The 15,198-nt window shown below is 62.7% G+C and carries 15 protein-coding genes; all 15 read right to left on the reverse strand.

Translation table 11 applies throughout. From position 1 onward, the window contains the following. Positions 1–212 precede the first annotated feature (212 nt). Positions 213–896, reverse strand: a complete 684-nt coding sequence (locus CIT26_RS22755) for an ABC transporter ATP-binding protein (protein ID WP_206072800.1) — start codon at positions 894–896, stop codon at positions 213–215. Further along, complete coding sequence (locus tag CIT26_RS22760) at positions 893–2,179, reverse strand: lipoprotein-releasing ABC transporter permease subunit (protein WP_095494634.1); 1,287 nt, start codon at positions 2,177–2,179, stop codon at positions 893–895. The genes CIT26_RS22755 and CIT26_RS22760 overlap by 4 nt, the downstream gene beginning before the upstream one ends. Further along, positions 2,176–3,504 carry a proline--tRNA ligase gene (gene proS, locus CIT26_RS22765; RefSeq protein WP_095494800.1) on the reverse strand — a complete coding sequence of 443 codons (1,329 nt, stop codon included), beginning with the start codon at positions 3,502–3,504 and terminating at the stop codon, positions 2,176–2,178. The genes CIT26_RS22760 and proS overlap by 4 nt, the downstream gene beginning before the upstream one ends. A 513-nt stretch (positions 3,505–4,017) precedes the next feature. Further along, entirely contained in the window at positions 4,018–4,302 is a 285-nt protein-coding gene (locus tag CIT26_RS22770; protein ID WP_095494635.1) for a DUF1467 family protein, read from the reverse strand. Next, positions 4,299–4,703 (reverse strand): methylmalonyl-CoA epimerase, encoded by a 405-nt coding sequence (mce, locus tag CIT26_RS22775; protein ID WP_095494636.1) that lies wholly within the window; start codon positions 4,701–4,703, stop codon positions 4,299–4,301. The genes CIT26_RS22770 and mce overlap by 4 nt, the downstream gene beginning before the upstream one ends. A 128-nt stretch (positions 4,704–4,831) precedes the next feature. Next, positions 4,832–6,502, reverse strand: coding sequence for a ribonuclease J (locus tag CIT26_RS22780; RefSeq protein ID WP_095494637.1), 1,671 nt, complete (start codon positions 6,500–6,502; stop codon positions 4,832–4,834). A gap of 80 nt (positions 6,503–6,582) precedes the next feature. After that, complete coding sequence (locus tag CIT26_RS22785) at positions 6,583–7,404, reverse strand: biotin--[acetyl-CoA-carboxylase] ligase (protein WP_095494638.1); 822 nt, start codon at positions 7,402–7,404, stop codon at positions 6,583–6,585. A gap of 4 nt (positions 7,405–7,408) precedes the next feature. Next, positions 7,409–8,845, reverse strand: coding sequence for an NADH-quinone oxidoreductase subunit NuoN (gene nuoN / locus CIT26_RS22790; RefSeq protein ID WP_095494639.1), 1,437 nt, complete (start codon positions 8,843–8,845; stop codon positions 7,409–7,411). An 18-nt stretch (positions 8,846–8,863) separates the two neighbouring features. After that, positions 8,864–10,369 (reverse strand): NADH-quinone oxidoreductase subunit M, encoded by a 1,506-nt coding sequence (locus tag CIT26_RS22795; RefSeq protein WP_095494640.1) that lies wholly within the window; start codon positions 10,367–10,369, stop codon positions 8,864–8,866. Beyond that, positions 10,369–12,342, reverse strand: a complete 1,974-nt coding sequence (gene nuoL / locus CIT26_RS22800; protein ID WP_095494641.1) for an NADH-quinone oxidoreductase subunit L — start codon at positions 12,340–12,342, stop codon at positions 10,369–10,371. Before nuoL ends, CIT26_RS22795 begins: the two co-directional genes overlap by 1 nt. A gap of 11 nt (positions 12,343–12,353) precedes the next feature. Next, positions 12,354–12,662 carry an NADH-quinone oxidoreductase subunit NuoK gene (gene nuoK, locus CIT26_RS22805; protein WP_077383429.1) on the reverse strand — a complete coding sequence of 103 codons (309 nt, stop codon included), beginning with the start codon at positions 12,660–12,662 and terminating at the stop codon, positions 12,354–12,356. Position 12,663: 1 nt separating this feature from the next. After that, on the reverse strand, positions 12,664–13,284 hold the full coding sequence (locus tag CIT26_RS22810; RefSeq protein WP_095494642.1) for an NADH-quinone oxidoreductase subunit J: 621 nt from the start codon (positions 13,282–13,284) through the stop codon (positions 12,664–12,666). A 124-nt stretch (positions 13,285–13,408) separates the two neighbouring features. Beyond that, positions 13,409–13,900 carry an NADH-quinone oxidoreductase subunit NuoI gene (nuoI, locus tag CIT26_RS22815; protein WP_095494643.1) on the reverse strand — a complete coding sequence of 164 codons (492 nt, stop codon included), beginning with the start codon at positions 13,898–13,900 and terminating at the stop codon, positions 13,409–13,411. Next, complete coding sequence (locus CIT26_RS22820; protein WP_095494644.1) at positions 13,897–14,154, reverse strand: hypothetical protein; 258 nt, start codon at positions 14,152–14,154, stop codon at positions 13,897–13,899. The genes nuoI and CIT26_RS22820 overlap by 4 nt, the downstream gene beginning before the upstream one ends. Further along, positions 14,154–15,197 carry an NADH-quinone oxidoreductase subunit NuoH gene (gene nuoH, locus CIT26_RS22825; protein ID WP_023798860.1) on the reverse strand — a complete coding sequence of 348 codons (1,044 nt, stop codon included), beginning with the start codon at positions 15,195–15,197 and terminating at the stop codon, positions 14,154–14,156. Before nuoH ends, CIT26_RS22820 begins: the two co-directional genes overlap by 1 nt. Position 15,198 lies beyond the last annotated feature (1 nt).

Here is a 15,198-nt window from a genome sequence, read left to right on the forward strand (position 1 = left end):
GGATTTCGCTGTGACGAAAAATGCAGCCAGACGCTGGCGATCAGCCCGTTAGGTGTATCGAGACTCAGGTCAGGCCGAACCGGAGTCGAAGACGGGCGCGAAGCGACCAGACTGGGTGGGTTCCGAGAACCGGAACGGAGCGTACTGTAGGTATGTGAGTACCGGAAGCGCAGGTATCAGCCGTTCGCAGGCCGGCTGAATATCGATATACCTTAGAGCGGAACAACCTTGCCGTCGGCCAGCGTGACGCGACGGTCCATGCGCGAGGCAAGCTCGTGATTGTGGGTGGCGATCAGCGCCGCCAGCCCCGATTGCCGGACCAGCGCCGCCAGTGCCTCGAACACATAGGAGGCGGTGACCGGATCGAGGTTGCCGGTCGGCTCGTCGGCAAGCAGCACCAGCGGCGCATTGGCGACGGCGCGCGCGATGGCGACGCGCTGCTGCTCGCCGCCGGACAGTTCGGACGGCCGGTGCTGCGCCCGCTTGCCGATCTGCATGTAGTCGAGCAGTTGCGCCGAACGCTCGGCAGCCTCCTTGCGCGTCAGCCCTTTTATCAGCTGCGGCATCATGATGTTTTCCAGTGCCGTGAACTCCGGCAGCAGGTGATGGAACTGATAGACGAAGCCGACATCGTTGCGGCGGATCGCCGTGCGCTCGTCGTCGGAAAGCCGCCCGCAGGCGCGGCCTGCCAGAATCACGTCGCCGGCGTCGGGCCGCTCCAGCAGTCCGGCGGTGTGCAACAATGTCGATTTGCCGGTACCCGAAGGCGCCACCAGCGCCACGATCTCGCCGCGCTTCAGCGAAAAATCGGCGCCGTTGAGGATGGTCAGCTTGCGCGGACCCTGGACATAGTGCCGCTCGACGCTCTTCAGCTCGATAATGGCCTCGGCCATCATTCGTACCTCAGCGCTTCGACCGGATCGAGCCTGGCCGCGCGCCATGCCGGAAACAGCGTCGCCAGGAACGACAGCACCAGAGCCATCAGGATCACCGAGATCGTCTCGCTGGCGTCCATGCGGGCAGGCAGCTGGCTCAGGAAATAGAGCTCGGGATTGAACAGCCTCTCGCCGGCCAGCCAGGAGAAGAACTGGCGGATTCGCTCGACGTTCAGGCAGATTACAACGCCCAGCAGCACCCCGGCGATGGTGCCCACCACGCCGATCGCCGCGCCCGTCATCAGGAAGATGCGCAGGATCGCGCCGCGCGTGGCGCCCATGGTGCGCAGGATGGCGATGTCGTGGCCCTTGTCCTTCACCAGCATGATCAGGCCCGAGATGATGTTGAGCGCCGCCACCAGCACGATCAGCGTCAGGATCATGAACATGACATTGCGCTCCACTTGCAGCGCATCAAAGAAAGTCCTGTTGCGTTCTCGCCAGTCGACCATGGTGATCGGCCGCTGCGACGCCTCCTCGACCTTCGGCTTCAGCGCATCGACATTGTCGGGATTGTCGACATAGATCTCGATCGCCTGAGCCCGGCCATCCATGTTGAAATAGAGCTGCGCTTCCGAAAACGGCATGTAGACGATGGAGCTGTCATATTCTGACATGCCGACCTCGAAGATCGCCGTGACCGGATAGCCTTTCATGCGCGGTGTGGTGCCGAGCGGCGTCACATCGCCGTCGGGCGCGATAAGCGTGATGGTGTCGCCGAGCACAAGACCGAGATTGTCGGCCATGCGGCTGCCGATGGCGACGCCCTCGCCTGTGTCGAAGCCGGCAATCGAGCCCTGCTTGATATTGTTGGCGACGATTGAAATCTTGCCCAAATCCTCGCCGCGGATGCCGCGCACCAGCGCCCCTGACCCGCCGCCGACATTGCCTTGCGCCAGCACCTGCCCGTCGATCAGCGGAATGGCGTATTGGACGCCGGGCACGCCGTTGATGCGGCCGGCGACCTGCGCATAGTCCTCCAGCGGCATGTCGAGCGGCTGCACGATCAGATGGCCGTTGACGCCGAGGATGCGCGTCAGGAGCTCGGCGCGAAACCCGTTCATGACAGCCATCACGACGATCAGCGTGGCGACGCCCAGCATGATGCCGAGGAAGGAGATCGACGCGATGACGGAGATCACCGTCTCCTTGCGGCGCGAGCGCAGATAGCGCCACGCGACCATGCGTTCGAACACGGAAAAAGGTCCGGCGGCCGGGGGGTTCGCTACTGCCACTTCGCTCATGCGGCAAAACCGAAGCGTTTCTTCACGTCCTCGATCGGCAGCGTCTCACGCTCGCCGGTCCTGCGATTCTTGATCTCGACCTCGCCGGCGGCCACGCCGCGCGGCCCGACGATCACCTGCCACGGCAGGCCGATCAGGTCGGCGGTGGCGAACTTGCCGCCTGGCCGCTGGTCGGTGTCGTCGTAAAGCACGTCCTTGCCGACGGCGACAAGCGCCGCATGGAGTTCGTCGCAGACGCGGTCGCAGTCGGCGTCGCCGGCTTTCATGTTGATCAGGCCGATGTCGAAAGGCGCCACCGCCTCCGGCCAGATGATGCCGTTGTCGTCATGGCTGGCCTCGATGATCGCCGCGACCAGCCGCGTCGGGCCGATGCCGTAGGAACCCCCGGAAACAAAATGATCCTTGCCGTCGGGCCCGGTCACCTTGGCGCCCATCGGTTTCGAATATTTGTCGCCGAAATGGAAGATGTGACCGACCTCGATGCCGCGCGCCGAGACCCGTTCGCTTGTCGCAACCTTCTCCCACGCCGCCTCGTCGTGCATCTCGTCGGTGGCGGCATAGGGCGTCGTCCATTTCTTGACGATGTCGCCGATCTCGGCATCGTTGGAGAAGTCCGTGTCCGCCCCCGGCACATCAAGCGCGAGATAATCGCGATGGCAATAGACCTGGCTCTCGCCGGTGTCGGCCAGGATAATGAATTCGTGGCTGAGGTCGCCGCCGATCGGCCCGGTGTCGGCACGCATCGGGATTGCCTGCAGTCCCATGCGCGTGAACGTCCTGAGATAGGACACGAACATCCTGTTATAGGCCGCCTTGGCGCCTTCGAAATCGAGATCGAAGGAATAGGCGTCCTTCATCAGGAACTCGCGCGAGCGCATGACGCCGAAGCGCGGCCGCACCTCGTCGCGGAATTTCCACTGGATGTGATAGAGATTGAGCGGCAGATCCTTGTAGGACTTCACATAGGCGCGGAAAATCTCGGTGACCACCTCCTCGTTGGTCGGTCCGTAGAGCATATCCCGGTCCTGCCGGTCCTTGATGCGGAGCATCTCCTTGCCATAGTCGTCATAGCGGCCGCTTTCGCGCCACAGCTCGGCGGACTGGATGGTCGGCATCAGGATCTCGAGCGCGCCGGCCCGGTCCTGCTCCTCGCGAATGATCCGGCAGACCTTGTCCAGCACCCTTTTGCCGAGCGGCAGCCAGGAAAAACTGCCTTGCCCCTGCTGGCGGATCATGCCGGCGCGTAGCATCAGCCGGTGCGAGACGATTTCGGCCTCGCGCGGATTTTCTTTGAGGATAGGCAGGAAATAGCGCGACAAACGCATGGACTGGTCCGTGAGAGAGAGGATTGCCGCACCGGAATCGGCGCAGCGCAGGCTTGCTTGCCCCGGCTTCATAGCCATTTCATGACGGAATGGAAACCCGCCCCTCGGGATGCCCAAAGGGTCCGCAGTGCCTCATCCGCCTTGCTGGTCGTTTCGCAAGCAACGCCTGCCATACTATTGTGCACTGCAGCACGAGATTGCTTATTTCCAGGCAAAATTCTGCGTGACATTTTCACCCGCCTTGGTCTAATGTGCCCCGATAACCGAGAGGGCGGAAAGAAATCTGCTCTCCTACGCGGTCAAAGTCTTGGGAGGATGCGATCTAGGCGCGGTTACTCGCTGCCGCCGGACACCGGAAACAGATCGGACGCGTTTAAATTGCAAGGCCTCGTGCCTTGCATTTTTTTTGTGCAATCATCTGGTTAGCACGACAAATTGCCAAACCACTTTACCTAACGTCAGCACAGCGGGTTCGAGCTCGAATGCAAGATGTGGACAGCCGTGCCCGGCGGTCTAATTTTCGGGTCTCTGGCTGAAATCCGGCATGATGTGCGGGATGTCGTCGATGCCGAGGCCGAGCCCCCTCGTAATGCCATAGAAGATGCCAAGAAGAACCATCGTGACGATCGTCGTCCGCAGCACGGCGCGCAGCATATGCGGTCCGCGCGGCGCGCTGGGTACCGTGCCCAGCGTCACGTCCTCATCCTCGTCCTGCGTCCTCAGACTGAACGGCAGGATGGCGAACAGCACCACCCACCATGTGATGAAGAACAGGGCGAGAAACGAAACCCAGCTCATGCTTGCTCCAGTTCGACCAGCGTGCCGAAGAAATCCTTGGGATGCAGGAACAGCACCGGCTTGCCATGCGCGCCGATCTTCGGGTCGGCGTCGCCAAGGACGCGGGCGCCGCTGGCCTTGAGGTGATCACGCGCGGCAAGAATGTCGTCGACCTCGTAGCAGACATGATGCATGCCGCCCGAGGGGTTCTTCTCGAGGAATGCCGCGATCGGCGAATCCTCGCCGAGCGGCTCCAGCAATTCGATCTTGGTGTTGCCGACATCGACGAACACCACCGTCACGCCATGCTCCGGCAGCGCCTGCGGCGCGCTCACCCGAGCGCCGAGCGTATCGCGATAGGCCGCTGTCGCCGCGGCCAGATCCGGCACGGCAAGCGCGACATGGTTCAGGCGTCCGAGCATAGGTTTTCCTCAGGGCAGTAAGGCAATAGGGCAGTATGGGAGTAGGGAAAAACTACTTTCTCCCCTACTGCCGTACTGCCCTACTCCCCTACTCCCCTACTCCCCTACTCCCCTACTCCCCTATTCCCTTACCTTGTGACGAACACTGTCACCAGCGGCTTCTTGCCCCAGGCTTCATTGGCGGCGCCGCGGACGGCGCGGCGCACTGCCTCCTGCACGAGGTCGAGATCTCTTCGGCGCTGACGGGGGATGGAGTCCACGGCGCCGATTGCCGCATCGATCATCAGGTCTTCCAGGCTCTCGCCGCGGGCGTCGGCCTCGGCGACGCCGATGGCGACCAGATCGGGATCGCCGGCGAGCTCATACTTGTCGTCGAGCACGACATTGACCGCGACATGGCCGGCAAAGGACAGCTTGCGCCGGTCGCGAATGCCCATCGCCTGGTCGGTGCCGATCAGCCTGCCGTCCTTGTAGATACGGCCGAACGGTACCTGGTCGATGATCGTCGCCGCACCTGGATAGAGCCGCAGCATGTCGCCGTCGCGGACCTGCGCCACCTGGCCGATGCCCGACACCGACATCAGCGACCCCTGCGCCACCAGATGCGCCGCCTCGCCATGCACCGGCACGCCGATCTGCGGGCGCACCCATTGATACATCTTGCGCAATTCGCTGCGGCGCGGATGGCCGGAGACGTGCACCAGGGCATCGCCGTCCTCGATGATCTTGATGCCGAGATCGATCAGGCGGTTCTTGATCTCGAGGATACCCTTCTCGTTGCCGGGAATGGTGCGCGAGGAAAACACCACCGTGTCGCCTGCTGTCAGCGACACCGATTTCATCTCCTCGCGCGACAGTTTTGCCAAGGCCGCAAGCGGCTCGCCCTGGCTGCCGGTGCAGATGATGACGAGGTTTTCGCGCGGGATGAACCCAAAATCCTCCTCGGCGATGAATTCGGGCAGCCCATCCATATAGCCGAGCTCGCCGGCAACATCGATGACGCGCTTCAGCGAGCGGCCGAGCACCAGGCACTGACGGCTGGCATCGCGTGCCGCCTTGGCAATGGAGACGATGCGCCCGACATTGGAGGAAAAAGTGGTGACCGCGACACGGCCCTTGGCGCTCTGGATGACGCCCTTGAGGCCCTCGCCCACCGCCACTTCCGACGGCGACTCCCCTTCCCGCAGCGCATTTGTGGAATCGCAGATCAGCGCCAGCACGCCGTTGTCGCCATAGGCGCGGAAGCGGGCCTCGTCGGTCATCGGCCCGATCGTCGGCGCCGGATCGATCTTCCAGTCGCCGGTGTGGATGACGGTGCCGGCCGGCGAGGTGATCGCCAGCGACATCGGTTCGGGGATCGAATGCGCGACCGGGATGGCTTCGATCTCGAACGGGCCGACGCTGAATTTTTCGCCGGCGCGGTAGATCGTCACCGGGATTTTCGGTGCACCTTGCTCGCCCTGCCGCTTGGCTTCCAGCAATCCAGAGCCGAACGGCGTCATCCAGACCGGCGCCTTGAGCTTCGGCCATGTGTCGAGCAGCGCGCCGTAATGGTCCTCATGCGCGTGCGTGATGACGATGCCGCGCAGGTTGGCGATGTTCTCCTCGATGAATCGCGTGTCGGGCAGCACCAGGTCGACGCCAGGCAGGCTGGCATCGGGAAAGGTGACACCGACGTCGACGACGATCCATTCGCGCGCATTGGCCGGGCCGTAGCCATAGAGGGCGAAGTTCATGCCGATCTCGCCGACGCCGCCGAGCGGCACGAAGACGAGTTCGGCGTTTTCCGCTGTCGCCATGATCTTTCCTTTCCTGGCCGGTCAAAGCCAAGCCCTTCAAAACGGGGCCCGTCAAACCCGGTCCGTCAAATCTGGGCCCGTCAAACCTGGGCCGACGCGACCGCACCAAAATGTACGTCGCCGGCGGCGATCGTCAGAACCGAACCCTCATCGTCGCGGATCACGAAACGGCAGTCCTCGTCAATGGTCTCGAACGTGCCGCGCACCACATTACCGTCAATTCTGACAGCAACCTGCCCGCCAAGCCCTGCCGCGCGCGCCAGCCAGCGCCGCCTGACGGCGGACAGCCCGCGCCCATCATTCCACAGCCGCACATTCTCGCTCCAGGCATCCGACAGCGCCAGAAACAACGTCTCGGCATCGCAAGCAGCGCCCAGCGCCCTGAGCGATGTCGCCGGATAAGGCAAATCTTTGGGATAAGCCACAACATTGACACCGATGCCCACCGCAACCGCGAAGCGATCGCCTTCGAGTATCGCCGATTCCAGCAGGATGCCGGCAAGCTTGGCGCCGGAGGCGAGCACATCGTTTGGCCATTTCAGCTCGAAACGGTTTCTTCCATCGCTGCCGCCGTCGAGGCCGATTGCGACCCGGCCCTTCGGCACGACGGCGTCGAGCGCATCGGCCAGCGCCAGGCCGGCGACGAAGCCGAGCGTCGCAGCCAGGCGAAGCTCGGCGTTGGTGACCACCAGCAGCGTCGCCGCCAGATTGCCCTCGGGCGTCGCCCAGACCCGGCCGCGTCGGCCACGCCCGCTTTCCTGTTTTTTTGAAACGACCCAGAGCTTGCCCGGATCCCCCGCCCGCGCATGGTCCAGCGCCAGCGCATTGGTGGAACCGACCGTATCATGTGCCTCGAGCCGGAACCCTTCCGAGGCCGCTGTTGGAGCCAGCCGAAATGCCATCCCGTCAGAAAAATGTCTTGGCGGCGGCTTCGGCATAGGTGCCGATCGGCCCGCCGATCAGCACGTAGAACAGCACGAAGGCGCCGCAGACGCCGAGCACGACGCGAAGCTCGGTCGCCATCGGGACAAAGCCGCCGACCGGTTCGTCGAACCACATGATCTTGATGATGCGCAGATAGTAATAGGCGCCCACCACCGAGGCCAGCACGCCGATGATCGCCAGCGCGTAGAGGTTGGCGTTGATGGCGGCGAGGAACACGTACCACTTCCCCCAGAAGCCGGCGAGCGGCGGAATGCCGGCCAGCGAGAACATCAGGATAGTCAGGATCGTCGCCATGATCGGATTGGTCGACGACAGGCCGGCGAGATCGCTGATCTGTTCGACATTGCCTTCCTTGCGCCGCATGGCGAGGATGAAGGCGAAGGTGCCGAGCGTCATCACCAGATAGATCAGCATGTAGATGGCGACGCCGCGCACGCCGGCCTGGCTGTTGGCGGCGAGGCCGACCAGCGCGTAGCCCATATGGCCGATGGAGGAATAGGCCATCAGCCGCTTAATGTTGGTCTGGCCGATCGCCGCGAAGGCGCCGAGCACCATCGAAGCGATCGAGATGAAGACGATGATCTGCTGCCAGTCGGCGGCGATCGGCTTGAACGCGCCCATGGTGACGCGCACGATCAGCGCCATCGCCGCCATCTTCGGCGCCGCCGCGAGGAAGGCCGTCACCGGCGTCGGCGCGCCTTCATAGACGTCGGGCGTCCACATATGGAACGGCACCGCCGATATCTTGAAGGCGAGACCGGCCAGCACGAAGACCAGGCCGAAGACGAGGCCAAGCTGCCGCTCGCCGCCGCCCAGCGCCGTGGCGATCTCCTGGAACCCGGTGTTGCCGGTGTAGCCGTAGACAAGGCTGATGCCGTAAAGCAGCATGCCCGACGACAGTGCGCCGAGGACGAAATACTTCAACCCCGCCTCGGTCGAGCGCAGATTGTCCCGGTTGATCGCTGCCAGCACGTAGATCGCCAGCGACTGCAATTCGAGGCCGAGATAAAGCCCGATCATGCCGTTGGCCGAGATCATCAGCATCATGCCGAGCGTGCACAGCAGGATCAGCACCGGATATTCGAACTTGTCGAAATGCTCCGCCTTGGCGAAGCGCATCGACATGACCAGCGTCACCGCCGACCCGATCAGCGCCAGCACCTTCATGAAACGGGCGAAGGGATCCTGGACGAAGGCTTCGCCGTAAGCGTTGCCCTGCCCGGTGGAAACGATCGTCCAGACGCCGGCAACCACCAGGAAGGCGACGGCAAGGCCGCTCACCGTGGTGGTGGTGTTGGCGCGCGAATAGGCGCCGAGCATCAGCAGCGCCAGGGCGCCGACTGCGAGGATCAGCTCTGGTGTCGAAAGCGACAGGCTGGAGAGAAGGTCCGGCGTCATGGTTCGCAAACCTCTCAGTCAGTTCGCCGCCGCGGTTTGCGCGGTGTCGATGGATGCGGTGACATTGGTAACGAGCGCCTTGACCGATTCGGCCGTCGCGTCGAAGACCGGCGCCGGGTAGACGCCGAAGAAGATGACCAGCGCGGCCAGCGGATAGATGATCACCTTCTCGCGCGCCGACAGGTCGAGCAGGCCTTTCAGGCTGTCCTTGGTCAGAGCGCCGAAGATCACCCGGCGATAGAGCCAGAGCGCATAGGCCGCCGACAGGACGACGCCAGTGGCGGCGAAGAACGCCACCCAGGTGTTGACCCGGAACACGCCGAGCATGGTCAGGAACTCGCCGACGAAGCCGCTGGTGCCGGGCAGGCCGACATTGGCCATGGTGAAGATCATGAACACGGTGGCGTATTTCGGCATGTTGTTGACCAGCCCGCCATAGGCGTCGATGTCGCGCGTGTGCATGCGGTCATAGATGACGCCGACGCAGAGGAACAGCGCGCCTGAAACCAGGCCGTGCGACAGCATCTGGAAGATCGCCCCCTGGACGCCTTCCTGGTTCATCGCGAAGATGCCCATGGTGACGAAGCCCATATGGGCGACCGACGAATAGGCGATCAGCTTCTTCATGTCCTCCTGCATCAGCGCCACCAGCGAGGTGTAGATGATGGCGACGACGGACAGCGCGAAGACCAGCGGCGCGAACATCTCCGAGGCGATCGGAAACATCGGCAGCGAAAAGCGCAGGAAGCCATATCCGCCCATCTTGAGCAGGATGGCGGCCAGGATCACCGAACCGGCCGTCGGCGCCTCGACATGCGCGTCCGGCAGCCAGGTGTGCACCGGCCACATCGGCATCTTCACGGCAAAGGAGGCGAAGAAGGCGAGCCATAGCCAGGTCTGCATGGTGGCCGGGAAGTTGTGCGTCAGCAACGTCGGGATGTCGGTGGTGCCGGACTGGAAGAACATCGCCATGATGGCGAGCAGCATCAGCACCGAGCCGGCCAGCGTATAGAGGAAGAACTTGAACGAGGCGTAGACGCGCCGCTTGCCGCCCCACACGCCGATGATGATGAACATCGGGATCAGGCCGGCTTCGAAGAAGACGTAGAACAAAACGATGTCGAGCGCACAGAACACGCCGATCATCAGCGTCTCCAGCAGCAGGAAGGCGATCATGTAGGCCTTGACGCGCTTCTCGATCGATTCCCACGAAGCCAGGATGCAGAGCGGCATCAGGAAGGTGGTCAGGATGACGAACAGCATGGAGATGCCGTCAACGCCCATATGGTAGGAGATGCCGGAATCCAGCCAGGCAAACTTCTCGACGAACTGGAATCCAGGCTCCGAATTGTCGAAGCCGGTCCAGATGAACAGCGAGATGATGAAGGTGATGCTCGTCGTCCACAACGCGATGGCGCGGATGTTGCGGCGGGCATTCTCGCTGTCGTCATTGATCAGCAGAATGAACAGCACACCAACCAGCGGCAGGAAGGTGACCAGCGAGAGGATCGGCCAGGCGGTCATCAGAGCATCATCCAGGTGACGAGTGCGGCAACGCCGATCAGCATGGCGAAGGCATAGTGATAGAGGTAGCCGGTCTGCAGCTTGACGACCCGGTTGGTGACGTCGACGACGCGCGCCGAAACGCCGTCCGGACCGAGCCCGTCGATCACGGTGCCGTCACCGGTCTTCCACAGGAAGTGGCCGAGGCGTTTTGCCGGCCGCACGAACAGGAGGTCGTAGAGTTCGTCGAAATACCACTTGTTGAGCAGGAAGGCGTAGAGCCCGCGATGCTGCGCCGCCAAATTCTTCGGCATTTCCGGCGCGCGGATGTAGAATTGCCAGGCAATCGCAAAGCCGATCAGCATGGCGATGAACGGCGCCAGCTTCACCCATAACGGCACTTCGTGGATGTCGTGCAGGATGTGGTTTTCCGGCAGCGTGAACAGCGACGCCTTCCAGAACTCGGCATAGCCCTCGCCGATGAAGGCGCCATGGAAGATCACGCCGGCGAACAGCGAGCCCGCCGCCAAGATGAACAGCGGCACCAGCATGACCGGCGGCGATTCATGGACATGGTGCATGACCTCGTGGCTCGCCCGCGGCTGGCCGTGGAAGGTCATGAAGATCAGCCGCCAGGAATAGAAGCTGGTGAAGCAGGCCGCGACGACCAGCAGCACGAACGCAAGGCCGGCGACCGGATTGTGCGCGGCAAAGGCGCTTTCGATGATCGCGTCCTTGGAGAAGAAGCCGGCGGTGCCGATGACCGTCACCGGAATGCCGACGCCGGTCAGCGCCAGCGTACCGATCACCATCATCCAGTAGGTCTTCGGAATGAGCGTTCTGAGGCCGCCCATCTTGCGCATGTCCTGTTCATCGGAGACGGCGTGGATCACCGAGCCCGAGCCCAGGAACAGCAGCGCCTTGAAGAAGGCATGCGTGAACAGATGGAAGATCGCCGCGCCATAGGCGCCGACACCGAGCGCGACGAACATGTAGCCGAGCTGCGAGCAGGTCGAATAGGCGATGACGCGCTTGATGTCGTTCTGGACGAGGCCGACGGTCGCCGCGAAGAAGGCGGTGAAGGCGCCGATGAAGGTGACCACGATCAGCGCCGAATGCGACAGTTCGAACAGCGGCGACAGCCGCGCCAGCATGAACACGCCGGCCGTCACCATGGTGGCGGCATGGATGAGCGCCGAAACCGGCGTCGGGCCTTCCATGGCGTCCGGCAGCCAGGTGTGCAGCGGCACCTGTGCCGACTTGCCCATGGCGCCCATGAACAAAAGCAGGCACACGACGGTCATCGCAGCCTGCTTGTCGAGCGCATAGCCAAGGAAGGTCAGCACGGCTGCCCCCTCGGGGGCGCCTTCGGCCGGAATGAACGTCGCAGCATTGGCGAAGATGGTGCCGAGATTGACCGAGCCGAACAGCACGAACACACCGAAGATGCCGAGCGCAAAGCCGAAATCGCCGATGCGGTTGACGACGAAGGCCTTGATCGCGGCGGCATTGGCCGACGGCTTCTTGTACCAGAAGCCGATCAGCAGATAGGAGGCGAGGCCGACCCCTTCCCAGCCAAAGTACATCTGCACGAGGTTGTCCGCCGTCACCAGCATCAGCATGGCGAAGGTGAACAGCGACAGATAGGCGAAGAAGCGCGGCCGGTTCGGGTCGTGATGCATGTAGCCGATCGAGTAGATGTGGACCAGCGCCGAGACCGTGTTGACCACAACCAGCATCACCACCGTCAGCGTGTCGATGCGCAGCGCCCATGCGGCCTCTAATCCGCCCGACTGGATCCAGCGCATCACCGGCACAGTGAACACCTCGCCCTCGCCGAAACCGACGGCGAAGAGGGCGACCCACGACAGCACGGCTGATATCACCAACAAGCCGGAGGTGATGTATTCGGATGCCTTGGCGCCGAGCGACGTGCCGAACAGGCCGACGATCAGGAAGCCGAGCAGAGGAAGGAAGACGATGGCCTGATACATGGTGGTTTCCGTCAACCCTTCATCATGTTCACGTCTTCGACCGCGATCGAACCGCGGTTGCGGAAGAAGACGACGAGAATGGCGAGGCCGATCGCCGCTTCAGCCGCTGCGACCGTCAGCACGAACATCGCGAACACCTGTCCGACGAGATCGCCGAGTGCAGCCGAGAAGGCGACGAAATTGATGTTGACCGCGAGCAGGATCAGCTCGATCGACATCAGGATGACGATGATGTTCCTGCGGTTGAGGAAAATGCCGAATACGCCGAGCGTGAACAGGATCGCCGATACGGTCAGATAGTGTGCGATGCCGACGACCATCTCAGATTCCTTCGCCCGTCTTGACCTTGCGGATTTCCATTCCCGTTGCCGGCGTGCGGCCGACCTGGGCTGATATCGACTGCCGCTTAATGCCCGGCTTGTGGCGCAGCGTCAGGACGATGGCGCCGATCATGGCGACCAGCAGCACAAGGCCGGCAATCTGGAAATAGTAGAGGTAGTCCGTATAGAGGATGTCGCCGAGCGCAGCCGTGTTCGAGCGTGCGGCAAGGTCCGGAATGGGTTTCGAAACCGTCGCGGCCAGTTGCGGCGCGAACGAATAGCCGCCGAGCACGACGATCAGCTCAGCCGCCAGGATCAGCCCGACCAGCGCGCCGATCGGTGCGTATTGCAGGGCGCCTTCCTTCATTTCGGCGAAATCGACGTCGAGCATCATGACGACGAACAGGAACAGCACCATGACCGCCCCGACATAGACGACGAGCAGGATCATCGCCAGGAACTCGGCGCCGGTCAGCATGAACAGGCCCGCAGCGTTGAAGAAGGTCAGGATCAGGAACAGCACCGAATGCACGGGATTGCGCGCCGAAATGACCATGAACGCCGACGCCACCGCGACAAAGGCGAAGAGGTAGAAAAAGGCCGCCTCTAGTCCATTCAGCATGGGTTCCCCCGGGGTTCCTGTCGGACCGGCTTTCGCACTGTCCGTTGTGTGCTTCGTTCCGCATCCGGTGCCGAAGCCGCGTGTTCCTTAAACGAGGCCCTTCGCCTCGTCCATGCGTCAAATGTCAGCGGTACGGCGCATCCAGCGAGATGTTGCGCGCCAGTTCGCGCTCCCAGCGGTCGCCATTGGCCAGCAGCTTGTCCTTGTCGTAATAAAGTTCCTCGCGCGTCTCGGTCGCGAACTCGAAATTCGGCCCCTCGACGATGGCGTCGACCGGGCAGGCCTCCTGGCAGAAGCCGCAATAGATGCACTTCACCATATCGATATCGTAGCGCACGGTGCGGCGGGTGCCGTCGTTGCGGCGCGGGCCGGCCTCGATGGTGATGGCTTGCGCCGGGCAGATCGCCTCGCACAATTTGCAGGCGATGCAGCGTTCCTCGCCGTTCGGATAGCGGCGCAGCGCATGCTCGCCACGGAAGCGCGGGCTCACCGGCCCCTTCTCGTGCGGATAGTTGATCGTCTCCTTCGGCGCGAAGAACTGGCGCATCGACAGGAAGAAAGCGCTGACGAAATCCTGCAGGAGCAGCGACTTTGCGGCTTGAGACAGCGTGCTCATTCAGCACTCCCAAAAATCTGTATTGCAGCGATTGCGCCGAGAAATCCGAAAAAGACAGGCATCAGGAAACGGTACGCAAGTCTCGTAACAAACCCCAAGACCTGCTTGTCCCAGCCAAACACCGGCACTCGGTAGTTTGCTGCCAACCTTTGGTCCTGTTGCCGCAAAACATAGGGCAGCACAACGACGTTGCCAAAGAGCGCAACAAGCACACCGGCAGCTGCGCCTAGCAAACCGACGGTCAGACTGCCCATCACGCAAACCCCGTGATCTTGAGGAACGCGGCGACAATCACCACCATCGCCAGCGAGATCGGCAGGAAGACCTTCCAGCCGAGCCGCATCAGCTGGTCGTAGCGGTAGCGCGGCACGAAGGCCTTCACCATGGAGATCATGAAGAACACCAGGCAGACCTTGAGGACGAACCAGATCAGACCCGGCACCCAGGTGAAGGGAGCGAAGTCGAAGGGCGGCAGCCAGCCGCCGAGGAACAGGATCGTGGCCAGCGCGCACATCAGCACGATGGCGACATATTCGCCGAGGAAGAACAGCAAGAACGGCGTCGACGAATACTCGACCATATGGCCGGCGACGAGTTCCGATTCGGCTTCCACAAGGTCGAACGGTGGGCGGTTCGTCTCGGCCAGCGCCGAGATGAAGAAGATGACGAACATCGGGAACAGCGACAGCCAATGCCAGTCGAGGAAGGTGTTGGGCAGGCCAACACGCGTGCCCAGCCCATCCTGCTGCGACAGCACGATATCGGACAGGTTGAGCGAGCCGACGCAAAGCAGCACGGTGACGATGACGAAGCCGATCGAGACTTCGTAGGACACCATCTGCGCCGCCGAGCGCAGCGCGCCGAGGAATGGGTATTTCGAGTTGGACGCCCAGCCGCCCATGATCACGCCATAGACCTCGAGCGAGGAGATGGCGAAGACATAGAGGATGCCGACATTGACGTTGGCGATCGCCCAGCCCTCGTTGACCGGGATCACCGCCCAAGCCGAGATCGCCAGCACCGCCGAAACCAGCGGCGCCAGCAGAAAAACACCCTTGTTGGCGCCGGACGGAATCACCGGCTCCTTGAACACGAACTTCAGAAGGTCGGCGAAAGCCTGCAGCGTGCCCCACGGGCCGACGACGTTCGGGCCGCGGCGCAGCTGCACCGCCGCCCAGATCTTGCGATCCGCGTACAGGATGTAGGCGACGAAGATCAACAGCACCACGATCAGCACGACCGACTTCAGCAGGATGAGCAGCGCCGGCAGCACGTAGAAGGAGAAGAAGGTGTCCATG

The organism is Mesorhizobium temperatum, assembly GCF_002284575.1.
Lineage (GTDB): Bacteria > Pseudomonadota > Alphaproteobacteria > Rhizobiales > Rhizobiaceae > Mesorhizobium > Mesorhizobium temperatum.

Bases quoted from the DNA above. Each gene is read 5' to 3' on its own strand.
- proS (WP_095494800.1), bottom strand. From the start codon at position 3,504: ATGCGTTTGTCGCGCTATTTCCTGCCTATCCTCAAAGAAAATCCGCGC.
- nuoL (WP_095494641.1), bottom strand. From the start codon at position 12,342: ATGTATCAGGCCATCGTCTTCCTTCCTCTGCTCGGCTTCCTGATCGTC.
- CIT26_RS22780 (WP_095494637.1), bottom strand. From the start codon at position 6,502: ATGGCGACAGCGGAAAACGCCGAACTCGTCTTCGTGCCGCTCGGCGGC.
- nuoK (WP_077383429.1), bottom strand. From the start codon at position 12,662: ATGGTCGTCGGCATCGCACACTATCTGACCGTATCGGCGATCCTGTTC.
- CIT26_RS22810 (WP_095494642.1), bottom strand. From the start codon at position 13,284: ATGCTGAATGGACTAGAGGCGGCCTTTTTCTACCTCTTCGCCTTTGTC.
- nuoI (WP_095494643.1), bottom strand. From the start codon at position 13,900: ATGAGCACGCTGTCTCAAGCCGCAAAGTCGCTGCTCCTGCAGGATTTC.
- CIT26_RS22795 (WP_095494640.1), bottom strand. From the start codon at position 10,369: ATGACCGCCTGGCCGATCCTCTCGCTGGTCACCTTCCTGCCGCTGGTT.
- CIT26_RS22785 (WP_095494638.1), bottom strand. From the start codon at position 7,404: ATGGCATTTCGGCTGGCTCCAACAGCGGCCTCGGAAGGGTTCCGGCTC.
- CIT26_RS22755 (WP_206072800.1), bottom strand. From the start codon at position 896: ATGATGGCCGAGGCCATTATCGAGCTGAAGAGCGTCGAGCGGCACTAT.
- CIT26_RS22760 (WP_095494634.1), bottom strand. From the start codon at position 2,179: ATGAGCGAAGTGGCAGTAGCGAACCCCCCGGCCGCCGGACCTTTTTCC.
- nuoN (WP_095494639.1), bottom strand. From the start codon at position 8,845: ATGACGCCGGACCTTCTCTCCAGCCTGTCGCTTTCGACACCAGAGCTG.
- mce (WP_095494636.1), bottom strand. From the start codon at position 4,703: ATGCTCGGACGCCTGAACCATGTCGCGCTTGCCGTGCCGGATCTGGCC.
- CIT26_RS22820 (WP_095494644.1), bottom strand. From the start codon at position 14,154: ATGGGCAGTCTGACCGTCGGTTTGCTAGGCGCAGCTGCCGGTGTGCTT.
- nuoH (WP_023798860.1), bottom strand. From the start codon at position 15,197: ATGGACACCTTCTTCTCCTTCTACGTGCTGCCGGCGCTGCTCATCCTG.
- CIT26_RS22770 (WP_095494635.1), bottom strand. From the start codon at position 4,302: ATGAGCTGGGTTTCGTTTCTCGCCCTGTTCTTCATCACATGGTGGGTG.